This window comes from Pectobacterium parmentieri (assembly GCF_001742145.1).
GTDB classification, from domain to species: domain Bacteria; phylum Pseudomonadota; class Gammaproteobacteria; order Enterobacterales; family Enterobacteriaceae; genus Pectobacterium; species Pectobacterium parmentieri.
Map to the genome: position 1 here is coordinate 1,877,908 of NZ_CP015749.1, position 25,762 is coordinate 1,903,669.

The following is a 25,762-nucleotide window of genomic DNA, read 5'->3' on the forward strand; positions in this document are numbered from 1 at the left end:
CGGTTGTCCACTATTTTCATAACGAAGACATTTCGCTCGCGACAACGTCTCGTATATCAAATGGATGAAATTTTATTGTCACTTTCCCATTAGTTACTGCCAGCGTCGGATTAGGAATTCGTTCTTTTTCGCCTTGTGGAGAACTGAATTTAAGTTTGATGCCCGGAGTACGCAGTGCGTCATCAGACAAACAAGCCAACGCACGCTGATGCAGCGTTTCCGCATCACCAGGCAGCACCAGTTCTACATGCTCCCAGCCTTCATGGGGGTAGTACTTTCCCCCCGGCCACGGCAGCTCAATACACGTAATCTGCCAAGGGCCAATCACGATAGCTTTATCCAGAATAAACAAGCTGATTGGGCGACCGTTGATAAGATTTTCAGATAGCAGACTACCGACCTCCAGTAGCGCCGCTTTCCATGATTCAGCCGTTGTATTCTGATGGCAACGCAGCGAGATATGGTCAGCATAAAATGCGCTTAAATCCAGTTGTAGCACACTCGCCAATTCCTGTAGTTCTTGCTCAAAACGCGCTAAATCTGTTATCAAATCATTGGGTAACATATCGGATAAGACTCCTTGCAGCATCTCATGTATCAACTGTCATTCATGCGATGAGAATATCACACTCATAACACCTTCTAATTAAATTTTAATTTTATTCCAAGCACATTTACTTACATTACTGCCACCTGGAACGCATTAAATGCAAAGAAAAGGCGGCGCTGTCGTTTAGTTAATAAATGGAACCATTTTTTACCTGACGTTAATCTGAGATACTTTTCGTAATCTATTCTGGGAGAAATCTTAAATAAGATAGCCCCCATTGAACACCAGAATGAAAACGTATAAATTAAGAAATCAAATAATAACACAGAGATATTATCATGTTTTTACTCATTATATTTATCGTACTTATTGCTATTGCGGCATACGCTATTTTTCGTCATTGTAAAACCAGAAACTCACATAAATTGGGGGTGAATAACCGCTCAAGAAAACGTTAGGATTGCGATTTTATTTATTTTCATTCTACCTAACGTTACATTTTATTTCTTTTTCGTGCTCTCCTTATCTATTGTTTTCATATCATTCCCCCCTTTTTTCATCTCCCGCTCGGCAGTCATTTTTCATCGGAATCTCTCTCTGTCCCCCCGCCCGTCTGCTGACGAGGAAAGGCAAATATGGTATAAGCAGGGCTTGATTTTTTATTTAAGGTAAACCGGTGAATATTCAGGCTCTTCTCTCCGAAAAAGTCAGCCAGGCGTTAACCGCCGCAGGCGCGCCAGCAGACAGCGAAGCTCAGATCCGTCAGTCGGCAAAAGCACAGTTTGGTGATTACCAGGCTAATGGCGTCATGGCCGTGGCAAAGAAACTGGGCATGCCACCGCGACAATTGGCTGAAAAAGTCGTCCAGCTTTTAGCGCTGGAGGGCATTGCGGAAAAAACAGAAATCGCAGGCCCGGGATTTATTAATATTTTTCTCGATAAGCAGTGGGTTGCGAGCCAGGTTGAGAATGCCCTGAATGCACCAAAACTGGGTTTAACGCCCGTTGAGCCACAAACGATCGTGATTGACTACTCCGCCCCCAACGTCGCGAAGGAAATGCACGTCGGCCACCTGCGCTCAACCATTATTGGTGATGCTGCCGCCCGCACGCTGGCATTTTTAGGCCACGACGTTATTCGCGCTAACCACGTCGGTGATTGGGGTACGCAGTTCGGCATGCTGATTGCTTACCTCGAAAAAATGCAAAACGAAAGTGCCAACGAGATGGATCTATCCGATCTTGAAGCGTTTTATCGTGAAGCAAAGAAACACTACGACGAAGATGCTGATTTCGCCGAGCGCGCACGCGGTTACGTAGTGAAATTGCAGGGTGGTGATGAATATTGCCGTCAGATGTGGCGCAAACTCGTCGATATCACCATGACGCAGAACCAGATCAACTATGAACGCCTCAATGTCACGCTGACCAAGCAGGATGTGATGGGTGAAAGCCTGTATAACAACATGCTGCCGGGCATCGTTGCCGATCTGAAAGCAAAAGGTTTAGCAGTTGAAAGCGAAGGCGCAACGGTGGTTTTCCTTGATGAATATAAAAACAAGGAAGGCGAACCAATGGGCGTCATCATCCAGAAAAAGGATGGCGGCTACCTCTACACCACGACAGATATCGCTTGTGCCAAATACCGTTATGAGACCCTGAACGCCGATCGTGTGCTTTACTACATCGATTCTCGCCAGCATCAGCATTTGATGCAAGCCTGGACCATCGTGCGTAAAGCGGGCTACGTACCTGATTCTGTCAGCCTTGAACACCATATGTTTGGCATGATGCTGGGCAAAGACGGTAAGCCATTCAAAACGCGTGCCGGTGGAACGATTAAACTGTCCGAACTGTTGGACGAAGCCTACGATCGCGCACTGAAACTCATCGCGGACAAAAATCCACAGATGGAAAGCGACGAATTAGCAGCGTTGGCGAAAGTGGTTTCTATCGGCGCAATTAAATACGCCGACCTATCGAAAAGCCGTACCACGGACTACGTTTTTGATTGGGACAACATGCTGGCGTTTGAAGGCAACACGGCACCGTATATGCAATACGCTTATACCCGTGTCGCGTCCATTTTCAAACGCGCGGGAATACAGGAAGACACCTTAACGCAGCCGATTACGCTGAGCGATGAGCGCGAATTTGCGCTTGCCACACGCCTACTGCAATTTGAAGAAACCATCACCTCCGTCGCCCGTGAAGGCACACCGCATGTGATGTGTAGCTACCTGTACGATCTGGCCGGCCTGTTCTCTGGCTTCTACGAGCACTGTCCGATTCTCAATGCCGAAACTGACGACGTGCGTCAGAGCCGTCTGAGACTGGCGCTGCTTACGGCAAAAACGCTGAAGCAAGGTCTGGACACATTGGGTATCGAAACCGTCGAGAAGATGTAATTCGTCTCTCGACTGAAAATTTATTCATCACCTGAAAACAAAAACGCCATGAGTGCAGAACCCATGGCGTTTTTTATTCTGCAACGATTTATTTACCTTGTTACACGCTACGGCGGGCAAAATCCCGAGGTCGGAATCCCAACAGTGCCAACGTGGCAAAATAGGACCCCGCCCCCGCGACCACTACCAGCAGCAATCGCAGGATGCGCATCGTCATATTGCCGTCATCCCACGCGGGCATCCACCACAGCATCCCCAGTAAAACCAACGACATCACGATAACAGCGGCCAGCAGGCGAACCAGAAAACCCCGCCAACCCGGAAGGGGTTGGAAAATATCCTGTTTACGCAGTTGCCAATACAGCAGCGCTGCATTCAGGCAAGAAGCCAAGCCAATGGACAGCGCCAGCCCCGCATGTTGCAGCGGGCCAATAAAGATCAGGTTCATAATTTGCGTCAGAATCAGCGTGACCATCGCGATTTTTACCGGCGTCTTGATGTCCTGCCGAGAATAAAAGCCGGGTACCAAGACTTTGACGACTATCAACCCCATCAATCCAACCGAGTAGGCAACCAGCGCGCGCTGAGTCATCAGTGCATCAAAAGCGCTAAATTTGCCGTACTGGAACAGCGAAACCGTTAACGGTTTCGCCAAAATACCTAATGCTACCGCACTCGGCAGCGCCAGCAGAAAACACAGTCGGAGCCCCCAATCCATCAGGCGGGAATACTCATCTTGATTGCCACTGGCAAAACTTTTCGCCAGCGACGGAAGTAAGATCGTCCCTAACGCTACACCCAACACGCCGGAAGGAAATTCCATCAGACGATCGGCGTAATACATCCATGATACCGCTCCTTCGCTGAGGAAAGACGCAAAAATGGTGTTGATGATCAGCGAAATTTGGCTCACCGACACGCCTAAAACCGCAGGTCCCATCAACTTCATGACTCGCCAGACGCTCGGGTCACGCCATTTCAGGCGCGGCAACACCAGCATGCCAATCTTTTTCAGATGTGGCAGTTGATAGCCAAGTTGTAGTAAGCCGCCAACCAACACCGCCCAAGCCAGCGCCATCACAGGAGGATTAAAATATGGCGCGGCAAACAGCGAGAAGCCAATCATGCTGACGTTAAGCAGCGTCGGCGCAAACGCTGGCACCGAGAAACGGTTCCACGTGTTCAGCACCGAACCGACCATGGAGGTCAGAGAGATCAGCAGGATATAGGGAAACGTGACTCTTAATAGATTAGAGGTCAGCTCAAAGCGTTCAGGCGTCGCGGCAAAACCGGGGGCAGTGACCATAATAACCCAGGGGGCGGCGACCATCCCCGCTACGGTAACCAACGCCAGAATCAGCGTCAGCATACCGGAAACATAAGCGAGGAACGTTCGCGTAGCCTCATCGCCCTGCTGGCTTTTATATTCGGCCAGAATCGGCACGAACGCCTGTGAGAATGCGCCCTCCGCGAAAATACGGCGGAGCAGGTTGGGGAGTTTGAACGCCACAAAGAAGGCATCCGTCGCCATGCCTGCACCAAAAATGCGGGCGACGATAGCATCGCGCACAAACCCTAATACGCGCGATAACATGGTCATGGAACTGACGGCAGCCAGTGATTTAAGTAAATTCATCCGATTATGTTCTGAACGGTTCAGGAGTGATTATTGACCCGTCGAGGTCATCCTGATTGCGAGGTGCGACTAGTCTACGCATTGCGCGTGTAATAGCTACCGAACATTGTCATAACCGTTGAACTTTTCAGCTTTTTCTCAGCAATTTCTCAATCATACGCTGGGACAGTAACGCCTGATTACCTGACGTTTCCGCTGGTTTCCGTTGCTCAATCGCCGTCATGAAATGATGCACGGCACCGACAAACCCGCGTTGTTCTAGCGTAGTTTGCCAGGATGGCACCGCTGGGGTGAACGTCATCCCTTCACGATCTTCACGCCATCCACGCATCTCATCGACTTGATATAGGTTCCCTTTGGCGACAGCCTGAACCCATTCCCGCTGGCTACCGGCCTGACGATGCATACTGGTCGTCACCTGACAGTTGCCACTCTGGAAATGATGCTCGGCATACAACAATTGGCCGTCCGCATTGGCATGCAGAACACCATCGTTCAATTCGGCATCACCTCCTGCCAGCCATAGCGCAGTATCCACCACATGCAGATAGTCATCCAGTAAGGTAAAACGCACATCCTGTGGCCCGACGCTATCAATTCGGTGTTTATCCATACGCAAAGAGGCGGGTTGATCCAACCGCTGTTTTAGCTGCTGATAACAAGGGGCAAAACGGCGATTGAAACCGACCATCAAAATTTTTTGTTGTTGCTCCGCCAATTCGACCAACGCTTCCGCCTGTTCCAGCGTCTCTGCCAGCGGTTTATCCACATAAACATCGACGCCCGCCTTAAGCAGTTGACTCACCACGGAAAAATGACTCGCGGTGCTGCTATGAACGAAAACCGCATCACAGTGTGCCGCTAACGCATCCAACGCAGAGAAACTCGTCATCCGATAGTGCTGGCAAATCCGCTGCGTTTTTTGCTGGTCGGGAGAATAAGCACCAACCAGTTCCCAGCGCTCAGCTTGACTGAGAATCGGCAAATAGGCTTTCTGCGCGATAGATCCCAGCCCGACAACACCAATACGCGGGCGTCGGGTGGATACGGTAGATTCTGCGACACGTTCCACAGAGGGTAACTGAGGCTTCATGGCTGGTATTCTCCCTGGTACAAATTCATTACGCTAACAGCGCGGCAAGCTGGCGTTTGAGTTCAGCAACCTCTTTTTCTAACGCCTCAACCCGCTCGGTAAGTAGAAGCGAATTGTCGCTCGCGCTTTCTTCCCCAGGAGGCGCTATATCACTGACCTCACCGCTGAAAAGATGCTGATAGCGGCTTTCCCGTTTACCCGCTTCCCGCGCAAGCCTTACGACAAACGGCCCGTCATCACGCCGTTGCAGTTGTTCAAGGGTGGACTCAGCTTCGCCAACATCTGAAAAATCATACAATCGGGCAGCACGCGTACGCAGTTCGCCCGGAGTCTGTGAGCCACGGAGCAAAAGCGTGGTTACCAGCGCGACTTCCGCAGGAGAGAGTTTCAGGTCGCCAAATTCAGAATTACAAAAACGATGTTCGTATTTCACAACGCGGTTACCAAAGCCACTGAGCGTACGTAGAAAATGCTTTTTCACGAGCAAATCCAACGTTTGCTGCACCTCACTTTCGCTCAGCTCCATCACGGGTTCGCGGTTGGTTTTCTGATTGCAGGCCGTGGTGATGCCGTTTAACGACATAGGGTATTGATCCGGCGTGGTGACTTGCTTTTCCAACATACAGCCGATCACGCGGGCTTCACGAGCATCCAATTGGTATTTCATCATTATTCCTTAACGCGGAGATTTCCACTCGACGTTAGTCAGCGCGGTTAATACATGATCCTGCCATTTGCCATCAATCAGCAGATAGTCTTTCGCATAACCTTCGCGTTCAAAACCCAAACGCGTCAATAAATTCCCACTACGCTGGTTATGCGGCATATAGTTAGCCATGATGCGATGCATATGCTGTTGGCGCTGCATATAACGCAGTGCCGACTGCAACGCTTCATACATCAGCCCCTGCCCCTGCCATTTTTGACCGAGGGAATAGCCCAGATAGCAGGCGTGGAACGACCCCCGTAGCACGTTGCTAAAATTAGCCACACCACACACTTCGTTTTCATTCGGATCCAACAGGAGGAAGTAATAGGCGCTGCCCTGCTTATGCATGTCGTTAATCACGCTCAACCGCGCCTGCCAGCCTGATGGGTAACAATGGCTCGCATCCCTCACGGGTTCCCATGGTTTGAGGAAATCACGATTCTCAGAATAGTATTCAGCCAGGCGCCATGCATCGCGTTCATGGGCCAGACGCACCACCAGCCTGTCGGTTGTCAACTGCACTCTTGCTGGCGTTGAACGATAGCCAAACATTTTTCCCCCTACTTCTCCATGTTATCGATAAGTAAAATTCATCGGCATCAAAAAAATCGCTATTCTACACAAGCACAAAATATCGGTATTTCCGATAATCCTTACTATAACCACATAAATTCATAGACGTAAAACCCCCATCGCCGAGTTATTGCGCAATTGAATCAGGAAAGCGATTTTTTCTCACTAAAATGCTACTCGCATAACGTTAAATCGATAAAAAAATATTATCCAACAATAGGCTATACCAAAGTCGAATTAGAGTACAAAATAGTCACGTCTGTTATTTTCCTTCTTTTTTCGTTGTGGTGAAACATGCCTCTGATGTCGCAAGCTCGGAGCTTGGGTAAATATTTTTTATTACTAGATAATATGCTGGTGGTTTTAGGGTTCTTCGTGGTTTTCCCCCTTATTTCCATTCGTTTTGTCGACGATCTCGGCTGGGCTGCATTATTGGTCGGCATCGCCCTGGGATTGCGCCAGTTTATTCAGCAAGGGCTCGGTATTTTCGGCGGGGCTATTGCCGATCGGTTTGGTGCCAAGCCGATGATTATTACCGGGATGCTGCTACGCGCCTCCGGTTTTGTGTTCATGGCAATTGCCGACGAACCCTGGCTGCTCTGGTTGTCTTGTGCGCTATCCGGTCTCGGTGGCACGTTATTCGATCCCCCGCGTACCGCGCTGGTGATCAAACTAATTCGTCCGCAGGAACGCGGTCGTTTCTATTCGCTGTTGATGATGCAAGACAGCGCGGGTGCTGTTATCGGCGCTCTCATCGGCAGTTGGTTGCTTCAGTACGATTTCGAGATTGTCTGTTGGGCGGGGGCCGTCATCTTCGTGCTTGCGGCTGCGCTCAATGCCTGGCTGCTGCCAGCCTATCGCATTTCGACGGTAAGAACGCCGATCGGGGAAGGCCTGATGCGCGTGATCCGCGATCGCCGTTTCCTGATGTACGTATTAACGCTGACGGGCTACTACATGCTGGCCGTGCAGGTGCTGTTGATGCTCCCCATTATGGTCAATCAACTCGCCGGAACGCCGTCTGCCGTGAAATGGATGTATGCTATTGAAGCGACGCTGTCTCTGACGCTGCTTTATCCTATCGCCCGCTGGAGCGAGAAACACTTCCGGCTGGAACAGCGCCTGATGGCAGGGCTTTTTATCATGTCCGTCAGCATGTTTCCGATCGGAATGACGACGGAACTTCAAACCCTGTTGATGCTTATCAGCCTGTTTTACATCGGCTCGATTATCGCCGAACCCGCGCGTGAAACCTTGAGTGCCTCACTGGCAGATTCCCGAGCCAGAGGCAGCTATATGGGGTTCAGTCGGCTTGGCCTAGCGCTAGGTGGCGCGATTGGCTACAGCGGCGGCGGCTGGCTGTTTGATACCGGCCATGCGCTGAATCAACCGGAGCTACCGTGGTTCATGCTCGGCACCATCGGGCTCCTGACGTTAGCCGCACTGTACTGGCAGTTCAACCAACGTCGTATCGAACCAGCAATGTTAGGTGGTCATTAGTTTGAATATTGCCGACGAGTTTGCCCTCGTCGGTAAAGCCCTTCTATACTTTCCTAATACATTCAAACCATTGTTTCGTCGCGAGCCTTCTCGCACACTCAATTTATCTTGTTTGATGATGGGTTACGCACGTGGTCGCACTGCGACCTTTGTCTATACCTTGTAATTTAGGAGACGACGTATGAAGCTCTACATTTACGATCACTGTCCCTACTGCGTTAAAGCACGCATGATCTTCGGCCTGAAAAATATCCCCGTCGAACTGCAAATATTAGCGAACGACGACGCTGCGACGCCAGAGCGACTGATCGGCCAGAAAATGGTGCCCATTCTGCAAAAAGATGATGGCAGCTACATGCCAGAAAGCATGGACATCGTGCATTTCATCGATAATTACGACCGCAAGCCGCTGCTGACGGGTTCAACCAATCCAGCAATCTCTGCTTGGCTACGCAAAGTTACGGAATATACACCACGTCTGATTATTCCCCGCTTTGCTCAGGCAGCCTTTGAAGAGTTTGCCTCCGCTCCTGCCCGACAATATTTTATTAATAAGAAAGAAGCTCAGCTCGGTAATTTTGCTGACCACCTGAGTCATTCTCAGGGGCTGATTAAGAAATTGAACCATGATTTACAGGATCTTGATCCGCTGATTGCTCAGCCGAACGCCTGTAACGGCGTGTTATCAACGGATGACATCGATCTCTTCCCACTGCTCCGTTCACTGTCTATCGTTGCGGGCGTTACGCCACCTTCTCGCGTTGCGGACTATCGGGATAACATGGCGAAGCAGACGCAGGTAACACTACTCAGCAGCCTGGCAATTTAGTCATTCAGTTTTACTCCGCCGCTTCGTCCTGAAGCGGCGTTATCGACCATTTCAGTGCTATCCTATTGTTTACCCTGCGCATCGAGCGCACGCTGCTCAAGCGAAATCATGGCTATTTTTCGCATGAATAGACTGCCCAGATAAATAAATTGTGCGCGTAACAAATAGCATTAAGAGGTCAGAATAATGAAAAAATCAGGATGGATGGCAGCGGCAGCCGTGCTGCTTGCCTTTACACTCAGCGGCTGTAATAAACTTACCCAATACACGCTCAGTGAACAGGAAGTGAATGAGTATCTGCAAAAACACAATGATTACCAGAAACAACTAGGCGTGCCTGGCGTGGTGGATGCACACATCGTTTTAACCGAATTATCCAGCCAGATTGGCCGTGCTGAACCGGGTAAAGTGACCCTGACGGGTAATGCAAAGGTCGATATTTCCTCTCTGCTGGGTAATCAGGCTGCGGATATGAAGCTTACACTGAAAGCACAGCCAGTATTTGATAAAGCCCAAGGCGCGATTTATCTGAAGGACATGGAACTGGTTGATTACACTGTGCAGCCAGAGAAAATGCAGACGGTGATGAAAACGCTGAGCCCTTACCTCAATCAATCGCTAAAAAGCTATTTTGATCAAAAACCGGCTTATGTGCTGAATGCAGATAAGAGTACGACAGAATCGCTGGCGAAGAAGATGGCGAAAGGTATCGAAATTAAGCCGGGTCAGATCGTTATCCTGTTTACTGACTGATGTTCACTCGCCGATAGCACACACGATGTCTGCTATCGGCGCACTAGGTTTCATACTGCGGGGTTTCATCTCACCGTATTACTCTTCCGCTTCCGGTTCGTCTTCTTCATTTTCACTCAACTCATCCCGCATGGCTTCCAGCGCTTCGCGGCACACTATCGCCAGTGTGCGATAAAATGTGGTGGTGGCATGGCTTTCGACTTTCCCGAGAAAACGATCGCTCCACGGTAATAGATATTCATCAAACAGCGTAATTTGTGCCGCGGTTTCATCTTCTTGTGCCTGATCTTCCAGCCATGACGCCGCCAGCAACAAGCTGCCAAAATGACCCACTGCACCGTCATTTAACGGCATGCCGCGCTGTTGCAGAAAGGTACGAATTTCCGCATCATCGGCATCGCTTTCATAGGACGAACGCAACGGCGAAACCGATCCGTTTTCCTGATCGAATAGCGCCTGATAATCTGCCGCCATTGCGGGCAAATCCAGACCTTTTTGCCACCGCGCTAGCAAGGCATCCTGATCCAGCGGCCAGTGCTGTGCCAGTTTTCCTTCTTTAATCAGCGCAAATACCGGTGTCAGCAAGGTATCCTGCGGCTGGCGATAAAACAGCGTGCCCAACAGGCGGCACACGATAGAAAACTCGTTCATTCATAATCCTATTTATTTTTAAGTGACAACGTCACAAATCAACCAGTTCAGCGATTGCAGGCATCCCACGTTGCTCAAGGAAATCCAACACACGCCGGGGGCTGACATTTAATATCCGATCCTGCGGGAAGTTCACTTCCTGCAAAATACGTTCACAGTGGGTAAAGTCTCCCAGAGAAAACGCAATATGGGAATCCGAACCTAAAGAAAGCAACCCACCGGCGTCACGTACCGCTTCAGCAATCGCCCGACAGTTTGGCTCACTACCTTTGCGTGAATGCATGAAAGAAGAGTTATTCAGCTCTAATGCCACACTGTATTTCGCCGCAGCTTCCGCAATCGCGCGGATATCGACGGGAAACTTCGGGTTACCGGGATGGCTAATGATATGTGCATCCCCACGCGCCATGGTCGCGATCATTGCAGCAGTATGCGTTTCTTTATCTTGCGGTGGAAAAACCGGTTCATGAAAGCCCGCAATAATCACATCCACCTGCTCCAACATAGGTCCGGTGCAATCGATGTCACCTTCGATATTTTTAATATTCGCTTCGATACCGCGCAGAATGCCAACACCATCAACCAACCGCGGCCAAACGCGCATATTCATGAAGTGCCAATAATGCGGCGCATCTGCCATATCAGGGCCATGATCGGTAATAGCAAACAGGCGGATATTTTTTTGCTGCGCCTCGGCGATGTAATCGTGCAGGGTACTGTAAGCATGGGTACTGGCAACGGTGTGCATATGTAAATCGACGGGATACATAGGTTCTCCTGAGTCAACGTTTACCAGTCAGCATACCATTCTCAGGGGTATTCCGCAGCCAGCAGACGAAATTACAACGCATGATTAACACAAATGAAACATTGTGTTTTTGAAACATTGTACTTTTGAAACAATGCAGGGGAAATAAACGCGTGCAGGAGCAAAAACGGTGAGCAAAGCAACAAACTGCGTTAACTTTAGCTTATCACGCGCATTGAGTGCAGAAGTTTGTTGACGCTGTTCAGCAATTTCCCTACATTAGCGCCGTCCGCCGCGATGACATACGGCGAGGCCCCGGTGAGGTGTCCGAGAGGCTGAAGGAGCACGCCTGGAAAGTGTGTATACGTGAAAACGTATCAAGGGTTCGAATCCCTTCCTCACCGCCATATATTTAACAAAATCAATAAATTATCTATCTGATTTGATTTTGTACTACATAAAGTAATACATAAAAAGTTCGCTTCGGCGGACTTTTTTGCTTTTGGGATCCCCCCTTCTCAGTAGGCTGGTGTTTTCCTGCATCCACCGACCTTTCATACGCCGGAATGTAGTCAGGAAGCCTTGGGCTCGTCAACGCATCGGTATGGCCTGCTGCTGCGTTTTACTCAGATCAGACACCGTTTTTATCCCAAATTCAAACAGGAAGCCTTTGAGCCAAAATGCCGAAGCTGGACATCGGTTATTCCGAATGGTTGAATCTTGTTTGCCTTAATCTATTTGCAAATAAACCACGGAGAACCCAGTGGCACACTATTGGTGGAAAGATTTACTTGATCGAAATAACGTCTGGCAAGGGCTAGAGCTGATCGTTCAAGGTCAAGCACCTTCAAAACAGAATATAGAGATGCTCAGTGGTCACCATGGGCGTATGTCGCTACAGGTTCGGGGCGAAGCGCTTTTCTGGGCCTCAATGCTGAAAGATCACTCTGGCGTTTGGTTGGTGTTTAATGCCGACCACCCTGACCAGCAGGGTTTATTATCTCCTGTGACCTCACATGAGGTGGAGGCAGTGAAAAAACAGGGCGAGCAGGCATGGGTAAGCGAATGGTGCCGCTATTTCGCTCGGCAGTTGGTGCGAACGCCTGAACCGTTACTTCCTGAACGCCGCTGGTTGTTAAGACCCATGGCATCCGTCGCTCGTAGCGCACCCTATACCGTTAAACAGACAGCCACCGTCGAAAACTGGCATTTCCATTCGCCAGCCCGTACTGGAAATATAGGATGTGATTGGGTGCTTTATGGCGAAGATTTCCCTGATTTAGCCAATCCGCAAAAAGTGAGTCTGGTGGACTGGTGGTGGGGCGGAAACTTACTGTTAGGGCGTTATGCGGTAAAAACCGAGACAGGGCGTCTGAAGTGGTGGCGTAAAAAGTGTCGTGAAGGCACATTGCCGCCAGTCTTGGTCTGGTATGTCGCCGGGTTGGCATCATTTGTCATCCTTGACGGCCACTACCGTCTACAAGCCGCGATAGAGGAAGGCATCCCGCCGTTATTTTTGGTACTCAGCGAACTCAATGAACGGGTGTTTCCGCCTGAACCTGAGCATCAGGAACGCATTCTCCGTGCGCTGGAGCAACAACAACATAAGAATCCGGGATACAGTGTTGAAGGGATCAACCAGACGTTAATCAATCTCTATGATACCCGCTATCTGTATGCATCCACTCACAGTCGGGCCGTTCTCGGTAAAGGTGACTCCTGGGCGCGAGACGTCAAAGCTTATTTGCATAAGTATCACTGTGAGGAAAATCTGGAAAAGATCCTTAACCGCGTGAATGATGAGCCTCCCCCCCATTGAGTCTGCGGGACATCATAGACCACCTGACCCGTCATCCTCACATACTCATATTGACCTATCTTGATGTAAATCAATACCATAGTGATGACTAGGTAAGAAACCTTGACGGGGTGCAACAAAACGGCAGGATATAGCCACTCTGATAAAAGGATAACATCATGCGCCATATTGCATTTTATAGTCTCTGTATAGGGATAATACATAGCTTCTTTTTCGCCAGTTCAGTTAATGCTGCAAGTTTCGACTGTAAGAAAGCAGAGGGAAAAATAGATCGTACAATATGCAACCATCCCGAACTCTCCTCTCTGGATGAAGAAATGAGCGCTTTGTATTTTAGTATAAAAAACGATCCCATTATTCCGCCTGAGAACCTGAAAATAAGGCAGAAAACCTTCCTCTCTGCAAGAAATGCCTGCGCGCGTGAAAAAAATGTATCGACATGTCTGGAGGATAGTTATCAAGAAATTATTAATGAGTATCAACAAACGCCAAGAAGTACAGATATAGATAATTTTCAATTTAGTATGAACATTAAAAAAAGATACATACGGTTCGATCTGTCCTATCCTGAATGGTCATATTTGGCAGATGTTTATGTGACAGCAGCCGGGTGTTCTGAAGGAACATGGTGTGAATCAAATGGGTATCTGGCCGTCAAAGATACCACGACAGAGTTAATCACACAGGTTATCTATTTACCTCGCGCATTTTTCTTCATGGAAGCTGGCGGCTATAATAAAATAAGAATTTCATATAATAAGAAAATGAAAGGATTACTATCCATATTTGATGACACTCAAGGATACGACGTAAACATCATCATTCCATGCGCATCAGGTAGTGGAAAGGTCAATGAAATGGAGTTTCAATATAGGAACAATCGAGTTTATTTTCTGATTGATAAGAATAGCTGCGCACGGAAAATTGATTAGATTTCTGGGGATAATAAAATGATAAGAAATAAAATAATATTTTTGTTTTTACTGATAGCTTCAAATGCAGTTCAAGCAATAGTTTGTTCTGTCGCACAGAGCGATGTGGAGAAAAAGATATGTTCTTCTGAGCCATTAATGCAATTGGATACTGCATTAAACAAATGGTATAGCCAGGTAGAGAAGTCACAGATCAACCCAGCAAGACTTCATGAAGATGAAAGGAATTGGTTGCAGCAACGTGATCAATGTGCCGATGAATCGTGTTTAATTGCTTCATACAAATTTCGTCTCTCGCAACTGCGAGATATTGAGCGTTACAGCGATGCCAGAACCGTTACTAGTTCTCTGAAGATAGTTAGAATGACTCAGTCCATGCCCTATGTGTCTGAGGGAAACTCAATCTCGTTCAGTGGCTCCGAGTATTCTCTTCAAGCGGAAAATTGGGTCTATAAACCTTTCTACACCGATAATGAGCGTTTAAAAACTTTAGAACAACTGAAGAAAATCCATGCAGGTACAGAAAACGATACACGAGTAAAGAAAATTGTAGGTAGTGTTATAACGGATAAAAACGTATATCTCTATATCCTACATTATAATGGCATTCATCTTTACGATAGTATTTCCAGAAAAAATACCTATTTTCACACGTCGCAGTTAGTTCAGATATCAGAACAAGGTGACGTTACTATTGTAGACACCAGTAGTGATGAAAAAACCCCAAAAAATCCAAATTCTGGTTCTGATTATGAGCTACATAGTTTTGACATTGACGATCGCGGAAATATTTACTTCATCAACAATGAAAATCCGCACCCTACGTTAAAAAAATGGTCCGCCTCACAGCAAAAAATTGAAATACTTTCCGATGATGAACTGTCTCAATACAGAAATAAACATCCAAAGAAAGGAACGTGGTCATGGACAGGTAAATGTGGCGATGTTGAGTGTAACAGTCGGGTGGGAATAGATAATTCGGCGCACTACGCGTTACATTATCCCAAGCCTAACAGGCAAAACCCTCGCGACGATTATACTGTTTATGATGCTCATTTTGCAGACAGTTTATTTTACATCAAAAAAAATGGCGACGTTGAAACAATAGTAAAAGAAAATGATAACAATAAAAACACGTGGTTTTTATTTTCGGAACCAACATGTGCTAGCGATAATGCATGTTATTTTGTCAATCATCATGACATGGCCGGTGTTTGGAGGATTAATCAAAAGACAAAAACGCTAACGCATATTACACCATTAAGCCGAATAGACAGAATAACGGCTACTCGTTACAAAAATAAAGATTATATTTTCATGCTCTTTGATTCAATGAATCACATATATGTCGCAACATCACAAATAGATGAAGGTAAATAAAGAAATATCTTCATCTCATCAACCACCACCGCTAAAAGAGGTGGTGGTTGATGAGATAATTTTACACACATCGGAGGGGAGTTATGAAGTAAAAATATTCCCCAACCTTATTCGTCAGAATCAAAGTACTAAATGGTACATGGTCATAGTAGATTGATCGCAGTAAATCTGAATCAACATCTAATTTATTCAACAGTACATTTATTTTATATCACAAAAAAATCATTTATCATTTTACTGTGCTAAATAACCGCCATCGATAGGATATACCCCACCGGTACAGAAACCGGCCATATCTGACAACAAAAAAGAAACGAAATTAGCAACCTCGCGTCTTGTAGCAAATCGTTTCATTGGATGACTATGACTAAACGCTTCAAGAACGTTTTCGGGAACCTCCCTCATTCTGGGGGTATCGACATATCCTGGAGCAACAGCATTCACCCGTATTCCTTTATCAGCAAATTCAAGTGCGGCTGATTGCGTTAGTCCAATTACACCATGCTTGGCAACCGTATATGGTGCTAATCCCACAATACCAACCAAACCATTAACAGCGGAAAGATTAATGATTGACCCTCCGCCACTTTTTAACATTGCAGGGATCTCATATTTTAAACAATAAAACACACCACTCAGGCTGGTATTAATAACACTGTTCCAGTCATCAATACTCTGATTCGGTATATTTTTATTATGCGCACCTGTGATCCCTGCATTATTCACGGCTAAGTGCAGCGCACCAAATTTTTTCATTACACTATTAATCATCCGCTCCACTGATATAGGGTTCGCAACATCGCATTCTACACCTAAAGTAACTTGTCCCGTTTTATCTAGCTCGTAAGCTTTTTTTTCTGACCGTTCTTTATTTCTTGATGCGATAACAACATAAGCACCGTTCTCATGTAAAACATCCGCGATAGTTTCACCAATACCATTGGTACTGCCCGTTACAATCGCCACCTTATTTTCAAAATTCATTATTAATTTCCTTATATAGAAAGTTATTAATAAGCATCACATGGTTTTTATTTTCGTCGACTGAAAAATTAAGTACGGCTAAGATCGAGCACACTGCTAACTTTATTACATAATTCGGTATAAATAGCTTGCTCTCCGGGCGTTAATACTTCCGTTACTAATTTTGCCATATCATGATGGCCTGTCGACGCTCGCGAGAGGAAGTCCCTTCCTGATTCAGAAATAACAGTTCTCTGCTCACGACGATCTATATCGTCCTGATCTTGCGTAACGAAGCCCAGATCTTTGAGCACTCTCAGCGACTTTGACATACTTGTTCGCGTGATACCCAATTTATCACTTAACGTGGAAGGGGTAGATGGTCCATTTAAGCGCAATACTTCAAGGATATCATACTGCCCCCATGACACCTTTTCTGGCGTGTAGTAAGCCCTACGCGCGACAAGAACACACTGTAATCGGGATAAAGCGGTTTCTAGTGTATCAATGGCCTCAGACATGTCGTTACCCTTTCGCTATGAACTCGTGGCCTTACGATAAATGATTTCCAAAATGAAATCAAATTTCTATTTTAAAGGCTATTAAAAGTAATTATAGTTTCCATTTGGAAATCATAACCCAACTATGCACATGATGCTATGAGGAAGTAATAAGATTCTCTCTGTAGATCCCTCAGCCCAATGACAGTGGCCCACAGCGGTGTAACAATCACACATAGCCATCGTTTGAAATGAGAACTTATCTGAAGTAATGGCCGTGTGCTCCGGATTCTAACCCGTGCAATATTATGAGCAGCGAATAAAAACTATGATTGAAGTTCAGAATAACCTTCCCGACAATGATCCAGGAACGGATAAAGAAAAAACGAATTTTTATCTGTTTATAAGTCCTGCTATTAACAATAAAAACTTTACTTAGCTTATAACCGAGAGATTGGTTATGCCACTACAGTAAGGATACTAATGGATAGAAATAATGTGAGCGTCATTATTAACGAATCGAAGAGGTGGAGAGCGAAAGTTTCATTAAAAAAGCCAATAACATTATTGGCGACTGTGACGCATACTCATTAATAATGGAGAGTCCGCGCCACAATTTTCATATAAAATAGTATGTTAAAATAACCCGATATAATTAACAAAATGTTAAATGGGCAAGGTTCGTTGATACACGAACCCTGCTATTGTGTGCGAATTATCTTGCCCCAAGAGCCAGATAGCTGCCTGCGGATTCATCTACGCGGAATTGTTCAACGGTGCGTGACAGTTCTTGTGCCTGCTCATTCAACGAATGTGCCGCAGCTAATGCTTCTTCAACCAACGCCGCATTCTGTTCGGTACTCTGATCCATCTGCGATATCGCGAGATTAACCTGCTCAATGCCCGAACGCTGTTCTGCACTCGCTACGCTGATTTCGCCCATCATGGATGTTACGCGATGTACGCTCTCAACAACTTCATTCATGGTATCGCCAGCCTGCTTCACAAAATCCGTGCCCTCTCCAACCTTAGCGACAGAATCATCAATCAAGCCTTTAATTTCTCTGGCGGCGGATGCCGAGCGCTGTGCCAGCGTGCGCACTTCACTCGCGACCACCGCGAAACCCCGACCTTGTTCGCCGGCTCGAGCGGCTTCCACCGCCGCATTCAGCGCCAGAATGTTAGTCTGGAACGCAATGCTGTCAATAACGCCGATAATATCCACAATTTTACGCGATGATAGACTGATCGAATCCATCGTCACGACAACCCGGCTGACAACGTCACCGCCGCGAACGGCCACATCCGATGCCGATACGGCGAGTTCATTTGCATAACGCGCATTATCCGCGTTCTGTTTCACCGTTGCGGTCAGTTGTTCCATAGCCGCAGCCGTCTGTTCTAATGCGCTGGCCTGCGATTCGGTACGCGCAGACAAATCGCCGTTACCCGATGCGATCTGCGTCGACGCCGTGGCAATGGAATTTGTGCTGCTGCGAACCTGATTAACCAAATGTGATAGGTTGTCGCGCATCGCACGGATTGCGTAAAGAATACTGGTTTGATCGCCCGGCTTCGTTTCAACATCAACGCGTAAGTTGCCTTCCGCGATCTCGCGTACCACATCAACCGCGTACTGCGGCTCACCACCAAGCTGGCGCATCAGCGTGCGCAACATATTCCATGCAAATGCGGAAATAATTAACAGTAGCACCAGCCCTAAAGACAACAGAATCAGCGCATTGCGCCAGAATGTCTGCTGAATATCATCAATGTAATCACCGTAGCCAATCGTCCAGTCCCAAGGCTCAAATTTGATGACAGCATAGAGCTTCTCAACCTTATTCTGCTGCCCAGGGCGCGTCCCTTCGGCAATCACGGTACCGATCGTCTTGCCTTGCAGGGAAGCACGGTAGCGTTCTCCGGCTTCTTTACCGCCGTTGGCATCGACGATACCAACGCGCTTAGGGTTAGGGTGAACATAGTTCACATCGTTCGTGTAACCGCGCACGAAGAAATAGCGATCGCCTTGATGGAAACTGGCTATCGCCCGCTTGGCTTCTTTCTCTGCTTCATCGCGCGACAGTTGACCACTTTTCTCCAGGTCATACGCTTTCTGTGCCGCAGAATGAGCCAGTTCCACCAGCGTAGAGAGTTGGCCAGTGCGCTCGCTCATCATCGTGTTATAAAGCGTATTCAGTGCCACAGCAGATAAAATTAGCATCCCTAACAAGGTCGTACCGCATAGCAGTGCAATTCTGGTTCGTAGTTTCACTGTATTCTTCTCTCTAATCTCTAACTTCTTTTCAGAAAATTCCGAAGAAAAAGTTACACTACATTGCCGTCTTGAGCCATACCATTCAGGTAGTAATGATAGATTTTTTAACAATAAATAATGAATAATTACCCTATTCGCTCAATTTAAAACCATATTCGCGTAATAACGAAAAAAAAAATGAAGAAAATGGTCGAAATCGAAACAGGTACGCAAACGACGTTACAGCAGCAACAAAGCCACAGACCGTCATCCGCGGCCATGTTATTTGTTAATCGTATTTATCAATCGCGTCTGTCAGTTGATCTCTGTGTCGAATGAACAGAGCGAGGTAAAATCAGAGTATTTGGCCCCTTAAAAACAAAAGCCTCCGCAAAAGCGGAGGCGTTCCCTCTAATGACAAGGCGCGCTAAGCGGTAACAGCCCTGTCCTCCATGGCTTTTCGCCAGCCTCCCAACCAGTAAGACCGGGCATTAATTGATTGATAAGGACAAAATTCCTTTGGTCTACCGACAATACCAGCTTGATAACCACGTGAATGAGCCCGTTCAAGGCGATCGCGTTTCTGTCTCTTCATGCCTTATTTCCCTCATTATTTATCTGGTGGAAAGAAAACAATGATTACTTTATAAGCAACCACAGACTATCAATACCGATTCTGCCGCCAAAGGTCAAGCCGCAAAATTCACGCCAGTGTCATATTTGTGATCCAAAATAGGAGTTTTCCCCATTAAAGCGCGAAAAAACCTAACCAATTGAAAACAATAAAAAACCTCTAAAAACGCAATGCAATCACAGCATTACATCTTTAGAGGCCTTATTTTTATAACCTTGGCTTTTAGCGTCGTTGCTGTTTCAAACAACGATCGGATAATGCCAAACATCGGTAACACTTAGTTAAGCGCACCGGCCTGCTGAGCAATCGACTGAGAAACCTGCTGCCAGCCTTGCGCTAACGTTCTTACCAGCGCGTCATAACCATCTTCCGTTTGTGGCAGCACCACGTTAAAGGGGCGTTTAAGCACTTTCCCCTGATAGGTCAGCATCCATTCTCCACGAACGACAACGTTGCCATCATAACGGCCGTGAAAGCCCGTGACAGAAACGTTCAGCACAGCCTGCTCACTTCCCTGCGGTTGCGTGGTCACAACCCAACCGGGCAGTTTATGCCCCAAATTGGCCACCAACGCTTGCTGTAATTGCTGATCCAACGGGCTGGCCCACAGGTTATTGCTGGCAATGACGTACTGCACGTCGTTGGTCTGATAGACCAGACCCGTATTAACGAGATAATCCGCTACACTGACATGCTCAACCCATAGCGGATGCCCCTGCGTTACAGCCGTTTGCGTAATGTTGGTATCCGCGATTACTGGTAGCTGATAGTACGTTTTCTGCGTATTGCTACTACTGCAGGCGCTTAATACCAGCACCAGAGCTAGCGTCCAGACTTTCATCATTATTTTGCCCTCTTCGGCTGAGGATCTTGATTACCAGAAGCCTCAAACACCAACGCATTACTCTTCTCATTCAAGGTCCGCAGCACTGGTTGTAGTTCCCGTAGCACCTGATCCAACCGCTGCATATCTGCAACCATTTTGTTATATGCTGGCGAACCAGGTTGGAAGCCTTTCATGCTGCGATTCAATTCAAGCAGCGTTTTTTGCATATCTTCCGGCAGATCCTGCATCGCTTTGCTGGACGTTAGTTTATTCAACGTCGCCAACGTTTTTTGCATTTCACGTAGCGTTGCCTGACTTTCCGTCAACGTCTTCGTTGCTTCATTTACCATCGGGTTCAGCGGCAGGTTATTCACCTTATCCAGCACCGCCATCAGTTTCTGCTGAATCTGTGATAGGCCACCGTCAATGGTTGGCAGGATGGGGTAACCATCTAAAACGTAAAGTTTTTTATCCCCTTTCTCTTGTGGATAAAAATCGAGATCGATATAGAGCGCTCCGGTCAGGAGGTTAGCCGATTTCATCGAGGCACGCAGCCCCAACGGTTGAGCTTGCTTCAAATGCTGTTCAAAATCGAACGAACCGCCAATCTTCTTCTCGAACCGATCGGGTTCAATACGAATCAGTACCGGAATGCGGTAATCATCATCCAGTTCCTGCTTCATATTTTTCGGGAAGAATGGCGCTTCAGCAACCGTCCCCAATCGAATACCACGGAATTCAACCGGTGCTCCGGCCTGTAAACCGCGGATCGATTCGCTAAAGAACAGCAGATACTCTTTATATTCGGTATACAGCGAGTCCTGAATACTGCGCTGGCTATCAAAGAGTCGGTACTGCGCCATTGCCTTAGCCGCATCACCCAGTTCCCATCCCGCTGGGACATCAAAGCTGACGCCGCCGCTAAACAGCGTAGTCAGCGAGCCCATTTCGACACGCATGCCTTGTGCCGACATATCAAATGCGACGCCGCTGTCTTTCCAGAAACGGACGTTGCTGGTGATCAGACCGTCATACGGGGCTGAGATAAACAGTTGATAACGCATCTTGCGTGCTTTCGGATCGAACTCACTGGTTTCTACCGACCCTACCCGATAGCCACGGAACAGGACCGGGTCACCCGCATTCAACTGCCCGGATTGCTCGCTGTCCAGTATTACCCTGATACCTTTCGCATCCGGCGAGGCCAGCGGCGGCGCATCCAGCAGGGTAAATTCGCGCTTCTCATCCTTATTAGCACCGGGTTGTAGTTCGATGTAGGCACCGGATAACAACGTACCCAGACCAGAAACCCCTTCCCGACCAATTTGTGGCTTCACCACCCAAAAAGCGGAGTCCTGTTTTAATAATTTATCCATACCATCATGCAGACGCGCTTTGATCTCCACTCGGTGAAGATCGTCGCTCAACACAACGCTTTCGACCACCCCAACATCGACGCTGCGGCTTTTGATAGCAGTTTTACCTGCTTCAATGCCTTCGGCGTTGCTGGTAATCAGCGTAATTTGCGGCCCTTGGTGGCTGAAATGGTAAAACAATATCCAGGCCCCGATCAGCACGGTGACAATCGGCACAATCCAGACCGGCGACCAGCGTTTAATCGTTTCTACATCCGCAACGGCATGATTATCTTTCGCCAACGGAAGACTCCTTATGAAGAACATCATCGCGACGATCCCACAGCAAACGGGGATCAAACATCATCGCAGCAAACATGGTCAGAATCACCACGGCCGCGAACAGTACCGCCCCAATGGCGGGATAAATACTCATCAGACGACCAATGCGCACCATCGCAGACAGTACCGCAATTACGAACACATCAATCATTGACCAACGTCCAACAAATTCAACCATCTCATAGATGACGTGCATTCGCTCGCTGTCTTCCGTTTTTTTGGTTTTACCATTGGCCTGCCAGCACAGCCAGCCTAACGCCAGCATTTTTAGCGTCGGCACCATCACGCTAGCGATAAAAATCACCAAGGCAACAGGATAAGATCCCATTCCCCACAGCAGGATAACGCCTGACATGATCGTCGATCCCATGCGATCGCCAAAAGCTTCGGTCACCATGATCGGCATCAGATTCGAGGGAATGTACAGCATTATCGAAGTAATCAGCAGCGCCAGCGTCCATTGCAGACTCTGTTTCTTACGGGCATGTCCGCGGGAGTGACAACGTGGGCAGATTAACTGGCCGGCTGGCAGAATGGCAGTGCAACATGAGCACGAACGCAGCCCTTGCGACAGCCCACTTTTCCCCAAAACCGGTGGTGCAGGTAATGCGGGCGGCGACACAACATCATTCCACAACCAGCGACGATCGAGGCTTTGAAAGGCAAGCAGTTGTAGCAGACAGAACAGAACAAAAGGCATAAAGCTGGTGCCGATGCCAATGTCACCATAGGCCATCAGTTTGACAAAGCTGACCAATACACCAGCCAGAAAAATCTCCGCCATGCCCCAACTTTTAAGATGAAACAACATCTTGCCCATGCCCTTTTTCAATGGCAGCGGCAGCGATACATGCAGGCAAAGCAGAATAAGAGTCGCCATGCTGAAAGCGGGGACTAATTGAACAAAAAGCATAAACAGCGTCGCGACGCTGGCGTAGTTTTCCGCCACCATCACTTTAGGAATCTGTATCAGGGTAATTTCGCTGGTGATCCCCGCCACGCGCATAGAAACGAAGGGGAAAAGGTTTGCCAGCAATAGCATAAACAAGGCACTTATCGCGTAGCCAACTGGCCGTTTACGCGGCTCCGCCTGACGGCTGGTTAGCACAGTTTTACAGCGTGGGCAGGCTGCCTTCTGTCCGTGTGACAACATGGGTAATTCCACCAGCAGGTCACACTGCGGGCAAAGTATATAGTCATCATGGTGATGATGTTCGTGTTCAGGACTACGTTCATCGTGAAGACCATGCTCACGTTGAAGATTACAGTCATGCCGATCGTGATGGGTACACACGCGCCCTCTCCTTCAAACTCGTCAGCTTCTGACCAAAAACATCTTCTATCAATACGGGAGTTAACCTCCCGTATTGATGACATAACACAGACAACGTAGATTAGCCGTTTTTCTGTGCTTCCAGCTCTTCCCAACGTGCGAAACAGATCTCCAACGCGCTTTCCGCTTCCGCCAGTGCCGTCAGTACCGACTGTGTTTCATCATGCGGGCGGCTAAAGAAACTGGCATCGTTCATCTGCGCTTGCAGCGACTCGATTTCCTGCTCCAGTTGCTCAATACGCAGCGGTAACTGCTCTAATTCGCGCTGAAGGTTATAACTTAATTTTCCGACACTTCGTTTAGCTGACGGTGCGGTGCTCGCTGTCGCCACTGGCGCGGCGGCTGCCGGAGCCGTCGTCGTGCGCAGTGGCGTTGTCGTCGCGCGCTGCTGTTGCGCATCGAAATATCCACCAACGAAGCGGGAAATTTTGCCATCGCCTTCAAAGATCCAGCATTCGGTAACCGAGTTGTCAACGAACTGACGATCGTGACTGACCAGCAGGACGGTTCCCTGATAGCTTTCGATCAATTCTTCCAGCAGTTCCAACGTTTCCACGTCCAGATCGTTGGTCGGTTCATCAAGAATCAACAGGTTGCTAGGCTTGAGGAACAAACGTGCCAGCAGCAGACGGTTACGTTCGCCACCGGACAGCGCTTTTACTGGCGTCATCGCACGTTTTGGATGGAACAGAAAGTCCTGCAAGTAGCCCAACACATGGCGTGAGCGGCCGTTGACCATCACTTCCTGCTTGCCTTCCGCCAGGTTGTCCATCACCGTGCGCTCTGGATCGAGTTCAGCACGGTGCTGATCGAAATAGGCAACCTCCAGCTTCGTGCCGCAGTGCACACGTCCGCTGACAGGCTCTAACCCACCTAACATCAATTTCAGCAGCGTGGTTTTACCACAGCCATTCGGCCCCACCAGCGCAATCTTGTCACCGCGCTGTACCTGAGCGGAGAAATTGCGCGTCAGTATCTTATTGTCAATCTGATAGCTGACATCTTCCAACTCGAACACAATTTTGCCGGAGCGAGCAGCTTCTTCAACCTGCATTTTCGCCGAGCCCATCACTTCACGACGCTGCGCACGATCCTGGCGCATTGCCTTCAGCGCCCGCACGCGTCCTTCATTACGTGTACGCCGAGCCTTGATGCCCTGGCGGATCCACACTTCTTCCTGCGCCAGTTTGCGATCGAACTCTGCATTTTGTAGATCTTCAACCCGCAGCGCTTCTTCTTTCCCTTCCAGATATTTCTCGTAATTGCCCGGCCAGGAAACCAGTTTACCGCGGTCAAGATCGACAATACGGGTCGCCATATTACGAATAAATGAACGGTCATGGGAGATAAAGACGATGCTGCCTTGGAACGTTTTCAAGAAGGTTTCCAGCCAGTCGATCGTCTCGATATCCAAGTGGTTCGTCGGTTCATCCAGCAGCAGCACGCGCGGCGAACTTACCAACGCTCTGCCAAGTGCCGCTTTACGCAACCAGCCACCAGAAAGCGAAGCCAGCGGTGCATCGGCGGACAGACCTAGCTGCTCCAGTACTTCATGAATACGGCTTTCCAGTTGCCACAACCCCTGATGCTCCAGAACGTCTTGCAACTTAGCTAACTGGTTCAGGTTCTTTTCACTCGGATCGCTTTCTACCAGGCGCAGCATGGCGTGGTAATCCTTCAGGTAACCCGCCTGTGCAGCGACCCCTTCAGCGACAAAATCAAACACGCTACCGGCAACATCGCGCGGTGGATCCTGCTGCAAACGGGCGACAATCAGATCCTGTTCATAGGTAATGCGGCCATCATCCAGCGGGATTTCTTTGGCAAGAATTTTCAGTAGCGTCGATTTACCTGCACCGTTGCGCCCAACCAGACAAACGCGTTCATTCTCTTCGATATGGAGTTCGGTGTTATCCAACAGCGGTGCATCGCTAAACGACAGCCATGCACCTGAAACACTAATTAAAGACAT

At 48.1% G+C, this 25,762-nt stretch carries 22 protein-coding genes and 1 tRNA gene; 8 read left to right on the forward strand and 15 right to left on the reverse strand.

The features are described 5' to 3' along the window. Positions 1-16: 16 nt before the first annotated feature. Entirely contained in the window at positions 17-565 is a 549-nt protein-coding gene (locus tag A8F97_RS08440) for a VOC family protein (RefSeq protein WP_033071395.1), read from the reverse strand. 661 nt (positions 566-1,226) lie between these two features. Here A8F97_RS08440 and argS point away from each other — a divergent pair. Then, positions 1,227-2,957, forward strand: a complete 1,731-nt coding sequence (gene argS / locus A8F97_RS08445; RefSeq protein WP_015730375.1) for an arginine--tRNA ligase — start codon at positions 1,227-1,229, stop codon at positions 2,955-2,957. Between the two features lie 100 nt (positions 2,958-3,057). On the opposite strand, the gene murJ is transcribed toward argS, so the two are convergent. From murJ to rimJ, 4 genes are all read right to left on the reverse strand, one after another. After that, positions 3,058-4,593 carry a murein biosynthesis integral membrane protein MurJ gene (gene murJ / locus A8F97_RS08450; RefSeq protein ID WP_014699734.1) on the reverse strand — a complete coding sequence of 512 codons (1,536 nt, stop codon included), beginning with the start codon at positions 4,591-4,593 and terminating at the stop codon, positions 3,058-3,060. Positions 4,594-4,720: 127 nt separating this feature from the next. Further along, the gene (locus A8F97_RS08455) at positions 4,721-5,686 is read right to left on the reverse strand and encodes a Gfo/Idh/MocA family protein (protein WP_015730374.1); all 966 of its coding nucleotides are present in this window, start codon (positions 5,684-5,686) and stop codon (positions 4,721-4,723) included. Between the two features lie 28 nt (positions 5,687-5,714). Then, positions 5,715-6,353, reverse strand: a complete 639-nt coding sequence (locus tag A8F97_RS08460) for a YceH family protein (protein WP_033071394.1) — start codon at positions 6,351-6,353, stop codon at positions 5,715-5,717. A gap of 9 nt (positions 6,354-6,362) precedes the next feature. Next, positions 6,363-6,947, reverse strand: coding sequence for a ribosomal protein S5-alanine N-acetyltransferase (gene rimJ, locus A8F97_RS08465; protein WP_005967721.1), 585 nt, complete (start codon positions 6,945-6,947; stop codon positions 6,363-6,365). A 315-nt stretch (positions 6,948-7,262) separates the two neighbouring features. On the opposite strand from rimJ, the gene mdtH reads away from it, so the two are divergent. The 3 genes from mdtH (at position 7,263) to A8F97_RS08480 (ending at position 10,050) form a co-directional block, all read left to right on the forward strand. Further along, complete coding sequence (gene mdtH, locus A8F97_RS08470) at positions 7,263-8,468, forward strand: multidrug efflux MFS transporter MdtH (protein WP_014699731.1); 1,206 nt, start codon at positions 7,263-7,265, stop codon at positions 8,466-8,468. A 181-nt stretch (positions 8,469-8,649) separates the two neighbouring features. Next, positions 8,650-9,297 carry a glutaredoxin 2 gene (grxB, locus tag A8F97_RS08475; protein WP_033071393.1) on the forward strand — a complete coding sequence of 216 codons (648 nt, stop codon included), beginning with the start codon at positions 8,650-8,652 and terminating at the stop codon, positions 9,295-9,297. Positions 9,298-9,483: 186 nt separating this feature from the next. Next, on the forward strand, positions 9,484-10,050 hold the full coding sequence (locus A8F97_RS08480; protein ID WP_015730372.1) for a lipoprotein: 567 nt from the start codon (positions 9,484-9,486) through the stop codon (positions 10,048-10,050). A gap of 78 nt (positions 10,051-10,128) precedes the next feature. Here A8F97_RS08480 and A8F97_RS08485 read toward each other — a convergent pair whose 3' ends face one another. Together A8F97_RS08485 and A8F97_RS08490 are read right to left on the reverse strand one after the other, a co-directional pair. Beyond that, entirely contained in the window at positions 10,129-10,701 is a 573-nt protein-coding gene (locus A8F97_RS08485) for a TorD/DmsD family molecular chaperone (protein WP_015730371.1), read from the reverse strand. 31 nt (positions 10,702-10,732) lie between these two features. After that, complete coding sequence (locus tag A8F97_RS08490; RefSeq protein WP_014699727.1) at positions 10,733-11,470, reverse strand: phosphatase; 738 nt, start codon at positions 11,468-11,470, stop codon at positions 10,733-10,735. Between the two features lie 296 nt (positions 11,471-11,766). Here A8F97_RS08490 and A8F97_RS08495 point away from each other — a divergent pair. The 4 genes from A8F97_RS08495 (at position 11,767) to A8F97_RS08510 (ending at position 15,580) form a co-directional block, all read left to right on the forward strand. Continuing rightward, positions 11,767-11,856: transfer RNA gene (locus A8F97_RS08495), tRNA-Ser, on the forward strand. 356 nt (positions 11,857-12,212) lie between these two features. Then, positions 12,213-13,268, forward strand: coding sequence for a hypothetical protein (locus A8F97_RS08500; protein WP_033071392.1), 1,056 nt, complete (start codon positions 12,213-12,215; stop codon positions 13,266-13,268). 158 nt (positions 13,269-13,426) lie between these two features. Next, the gene (locus A8F97_RS08505; protein WP_033071391.1) at positions 13,427-14,200 is read left to right on the forward strand and encodes a lysozyme inhibitor LprI family protein; all 774 of its coding nucleotides are present in this window, start codon (positions 13,427-13,429) and stop codon (positions 14,198-14,200) included. A gap of 18 nt (positions 14,201-14,218) precedes the next feature. Then, a complete protein-coding gene (locus A8F97_RS08510; protein WP_220669736.1) occupies positions 14,219-15,580 on the forward strand; it encodes a lysozyme inhibitor LprI family protein in 1,362 nt (453 codons plus the stop codon). Positions 15,581-15,814: 234 nt separating this feature from the next. Here the strand turns inward: A8F97_RS08510 and A8F97_RS08515 are convergent, their stop codons facing one another. The 8 genes from A8F97_RS08515 to A8F97_RS08545 all read right to left on the reverse strand — a co-directional run bounded on the left by A8F97_RS08515 (position 15,815) and on the right by A8F97_RS08545 (position 25,762). Beyond that, positions 15,815-16,564 (reverse strand): SDR family NAD(P)-dependent oxidoreductase, encoded by a 750-nt coding sequence (locus tag A8F97_RS08515; protein WP_033071390.1) that lies wholly within the window; start codon positions 16,562-16,564, stop codon positions 15,815-15,817. Between the two features lie 68 nt (positions 16,565-16,632). Further along, on the reverse strand, positions 16,633-17,064 hold the full coding sequence (locus tag A8F97_RS08520) for a MarR family winged helix-turn-helix transcriptional regulator (protein ID WP_033071389.1): 432 nt from the start codon (positions 17,062-17,064) through the stop codon (positions 16,633-16,635). 694 nt (positions 17,065-17,758) lie between these two features. Next, entirely contained in the window at positions 17,759-19,318 is a 1,560-nt protein-coding gene (locus A8F97_RS08525) for a methyl-accepting chemotaxis protein (protein ID WP_015730366.1), read from the reverse strand. 409 nt (positions 19,319-19,727) lie between these two features. Continuing rightward, on the reverse strand, positions 19,728-19,895 hold the full coding sequence (gene rmf / locus A8F97_RS23125; protein ID WP_010276992.1) for a ribosome modulation factor: 168 nt from the start codon (positions 19,893-19,895) through the stop codon (positions 19,728-19,730). 316 nt (positions 19,896-20,211) lie between these two features. After that, a complete protein-coding gene (gene pqiC / locus A8F97_RS08530) occupies positions 20,212-20,778 on the reverse strand; it encodes a membrane integrity-associated transporter subunit PqiC (protein WP_014699721.1) in 567 nt (188 codons plus the stop codon). Continuing rightward, positions 20,778-22,445, reverse strand: a complete 1,668-nt coding sequence (gene pqiB, locus A8F97_RS08535; protein ID WP_375154050.1) for an intermembrane transport protein PqiB — start codon at positions 22,443-22,445, stop codon at positions 20,778-20,780. Before pqiB ends, pqiC begins: the two co-directional genes overlap by 1 nt. Further along, a complete protein-coding gene (gene pqiA, locus A8F97_RS08540) occupies positions 22,405-23,649 on the reverse strand; it encodes a membrane integrity-associated transporter subunit PqiA (protein WP_033072010.1) in 1,245 nt (414 codons plus the stop codon). Before pqiA ends, pqiB begins: the two co-directional genes overlap by 41 nt. Positions 23,650-23,851: 202 nt before the next feature. After that, positions 23,852-25,762, reverse strand: coding sequence for an ABC transporter ATP-binding protein (locus A8F97_RS08545; protein ID WP_025918997.1), 1,911 nt, complete (start codon positions 25,760-25,762; stop codon positions 23,852-23,854).

What these genes read in the sequence shown, in the direction of transcription:
- A8F97_RS08440 (WP_033071395.1), bottom strand. Translation starts at nt 565, where the DNA reads ATGTTACCCAATGATTTGATAACAGATTTAGCGCGTTTTGAGCAAGAA.
- murJ (WP_014699734.1), bottom strand. Translation starts at nt 4,593, where the DNA reads ATGAATTTACTTAAATCACTGGCTGCCGTCAGTTCCATGACCATGTTA.
- A8F97_RS08455 (WP_015730374.1), bottom strand. Translation starts at nt 5,686, where the DNA reads ATGAAGCCTCAGTTACCCTCTGTGGAACGTGTCGCAGAATCTACCGTA.
- A8F97_RS08460 (WP_033071394.1), bottom strand. Translation starts at nt 6,353, where the DNA reads ATGAAATACCAATTGGATGCTCGTGAAGCCCGCGTGATCGGCTGTATG.
- rimJ (WP_005967721.1), bottom strand. Translation starts at nt 6,947, where the DNA reads ATGTTTGGCTATCGTTCAACGCCAGCAAGAGTGCAGTTGACAACCGAC.
- mdtH (WP_014699731.1), top strand. Translation starts at nt 7,263, where the DNA reads ATGCCTCTGATGTCGCAAGCTCGGAGCTTGGGTAAATATTTTTTATTA.
- grxB (WP_033071393.1), top strand. Translation starts at nt 8,650, where the DNA reads ATGAAGCTCTACATTTACGATCACTGTCCCTACTGCGTTAAAGCACGC.
- A8F97_RS08480 (WP_015730372.1), top strand. Translation starts at nt 9,484, where the DNA reads ATGAAAAAATCAGGATGGATGGCAGCGGCAGCCGTGCTGCTTGCCTTT.
- A8F97_RS08485 (WP_015730371.1), bottom strand. Translation starts at nt 10,701, where the DNA reads ATGAACGAGTTTTCTATCGTGTGCCGCCTGTTGGGCACGCTGTTTTAT.
- A8F97_RS08490 (WP_014699727.1), bottom strand. Translation starts at nt 11,470, where the DNA reads ATGTATCCCGTCGATTTACATATGCACACCGTTGCCAGTACCCATGCT.
- A8F97_RS08505 (WP_033071391.1), top strand. Translation starts at nt 13,427, where the DNA reads ATGCGCCATATTGCATTTTATAGTCTCTGTATAGGGATAATACATAGC.
- A8F97_RS08510 (WP_220669736.1), top strand. Translation starts at nt 14,219, where the DNA reads ATGATAAGAAATAAAATAATATTTTTGTTTTTACTGATAGCTTCAAAT.
- A8F97_RS08515 (WP_033071390.1), bottom strand. Translation starts at nt 16,564, where the DNA reads ATGAATTTTGAAAATAAGGTGGCGATTGTAACGGGCAGTACCAATGGT.
- A8F97_RS08520 (WP_033071389.1), bottom strand. Translation starts at nt 17,064, where the DNA reads ATGTCTGAGGCCATTGATACACTAGAAACCGCTTTATCCCGATTACAG.
- rmf (WP_010276992.1), bottom strand. Translation starts at nt 19,895, where the DNA reads ATGAAGAGACAGAAACGCGATCGCCTTGAACGGGCTCATTCACGTGGT.
- pqiC (WP_014699721.1), bottom strand. Translation starts at nt 20,778, where the DNA reads ATGATGAAAGTCTGGACGCTAGCTCTGGTGCTGGTATTAAGCGCCTGC.
- pqiB (WP_375154050.1), bottom strand. Translation starts at nt 22,445, where the DNA reads ATGATGTTCTTCATAAGGAGTCTTCCGTTGGCGAAAGATAATCATGCC.
- A8F97_RS08545 (WP_025918997.1), bottom strand. Translation starts at nt 25,762, where the DNA reads ATGTCTTTAATTAGTGTTTCAGGTGCATGGCTGTCGTTTAGCGATGCA.